A 2,293-nucleotide genomic window follows, 5' to 3' on the forward strand; every position below is an offset into this window, starting at 1 on the left:
CCACATCGAACAAGTTCTACGGGCTGGACGAACAACCCGACCCGAACGCTGACCACGTCAAAGACTACGTCATCTGGCGGCAGACGGCCCGGTCAGAGGGGTATCTTCAACGACTGGCGGAACATGAGCGGAGAACTGGGCGAGAGGTGGTGCCGTTCGAAGCTCAAAATTGACGCTGCAGAAATAAGTGGGACGAGTTATCGGACAGACGAAGGGTTGAATAGTGCATAAATCAGTTTCTAACACTCCGTGAAGTCACAGGAAGCTATTGCTGTGCTCATTCAGTTCTTTCATCTTCAATTTTGTGACCTTACGTTAACTTGGAGCGGTGCGAAGCTAAAGCCTTTGCAAAAACGCTACGGATACTCAATTTGGTAACCCTGCTTTTAGCCAACCCTCACGCCAACTATCTGCACAGGATGGAACAGTGAATATTGGCATTTGTGTCTGCGCTGAGGCTGCAGTCAGGCCTGGGCGCAACGTCTGAAGGTCCGCTACCGCTTTGCGAGCTGCAGCATCATCGGTGAGGTGTCCTAAAGCAGCAATCAGCATGAGATGGCTCATTACGAAATTTGAGCGTACAGATAAAGCGTCTCGGCAAGCCTTAGCCGATTCTTCATAACGCCCAAGGTGAAAAAGCGCGCTAGCCTGAGCAAGGTAAGCAGCGTGGCGCAATGGATCGTGAGGGCTGAGCTCAACAGATTGAACCGCGTGACTTAGTGCTTCCTCTGGACGATCAAGCAGAAAAAGGTTGATGGAGCCCAGCATATGGACCGTTGCGGCATTTGGATTTTGCTCAAGGGCTTGTTTGAAAGCAACCCGCGCGCGTGGCAGGTCTCGCGCCAGCATAGAGATTGAATGCGCAGCGTACGCCAACGCGATGCCGTCTGCACGATCGCTCAACAGAACCCGCTCGGCTGCCTTAATAGCCTCTTTCGGCCCTTCACCAATTGGCTCAAGCCCTTGAACCATTCGTTGAATATGCAACCAAGCCAACAGCCCTGACGCGGAGGCGTATTCTGGATCACGCCTCAATGCGAGGTTTGTCAGACGTATGGCCTCTCGATTGTCTTGATCCGTTAAAAGATGGAAATGCGATTGTGCTCGAAGATATAGTTCATAAGCTTCCAAATTTTCCGTAGGTTTTGCCCGCGCACGGTTAGTTTCGGCGTGCCTTAAAGACGGTTCAATCGCGGTTACGACCTCCAGCGTTACTTTGTCTTGAAGTTCAAAAATATCATCAAGCACGCCGTCGAAGCGATCTGCCCAGAGATGACTGCCGTCTTCCGCATCAATCAACTGACCTGTAATGCGGACTCGTTGACCTGCTCGTCTGACTGAACCCTCGAGAACGTAGCGCACTCCAAGAATGCGACCCACTTCGCGTATGTCCGTGCTTTTTCCTTTGAATGTAAAAGATGAATTTCGTGCCACGACCATCAGCCAACGGAAACGAGACAACTCTGTGATAATGTCTTCGGTAATGCCGTCCGCAAAAAACTCCTGTTCGGGATCACCAGACATATTGTCGAATGGCAGCACTGCAATCCCGGGTCTGACATCTGCCTTTTCTGACAGATTGGCAAAAGTGCCCTTTGGCCAGCACCAAACACCAATGCGGCGTGTGATGTTTTTGAGTTCTGTCTGCTCGCCGCCATCGAATTTGGATGCGTCACCTCGGTCAAGACTGTTGTGAGATGTGTCCGATATCAAAACCTGATCCGGCTCGGCCAGCGCTTCGAGACGAGCGGCGACATTTATTCCGTCACCAAAAATGTCATCGCCTTCTGTAACGACCTCGCCAGTATGAATGCCAATTCGAAGTTTGATGCTCTCTGGTTTCTGCGCTGACTGTAATGCAATAGCGCAATCTGCAGCGTCTGATGTGGACTTAAACTCGGCAATCCAACCGTCGCCCAAGCTTTTGATCAGTGTCCCCCTGTGGGCTTGCAGCAGCGACTGAAGTGTATCTTCACGGAATGATCTAAGCGCAGCAATCGTACCTTCACGGTCATGATCCATCAGTGCTGAATATCCGACGATGTCCGCCGCAAGCACTGTGGTAAGCCGTCTGTCCATTCGTTCCCCCGTTTTGAGGAACTTAGCGCGACACTCAACTTCTGTCAGCCCGACAACTTTGCATTTGAGCGGTAAACCCTAAGTCCTAAACTGCTCTCAAAATCCATTCCATGCTGGAGATTATCCCAGATGCGGTCGACCAAGGCGGCGACCTCTAGGTGATCCGACCAGCGGTGAACGTCGATTGGCCGCGAGTGCCATGGGTCCTCTATCT

At 51.6% G+C, this 2,293-nt stretch carries 1 protein-coding gene; it reads right to left on the reverse strand.

Annotated features, from left to right (window positions below; genetic code table 11):
* Positions 1–366 precede the first annotated feature (366 nt).
* Positions 367–2,022 carry an adenylate/guanylate cyclase domain-containing protein gene (locus tag ACR1XU_RS23075; RefSeq protein WP_480909687.1) on the reverse strand — a complete coding sequence of 552 codons (1,656 nt, stop codon included), beginning with the start codon at positions 2,020–2,022 and terminating at the stop codon, positions 367–369.
* Positions 2,023–2,293 lie beyond the last annotated feature (271 nt).

The sequence above is a fragment of the Ruegeria sp. D1(2025) genome (assembly GCF_056536425.1).

Coding starts and splice junctions, on each gene's coding strand:
- ACR1XU_RS23075 (WP_480909687.1), bottom strand. CDS start 2,022: ATGGATCATGACCGTGAAGGTACGATTGCTGCGCTTAGATCATTCCGT.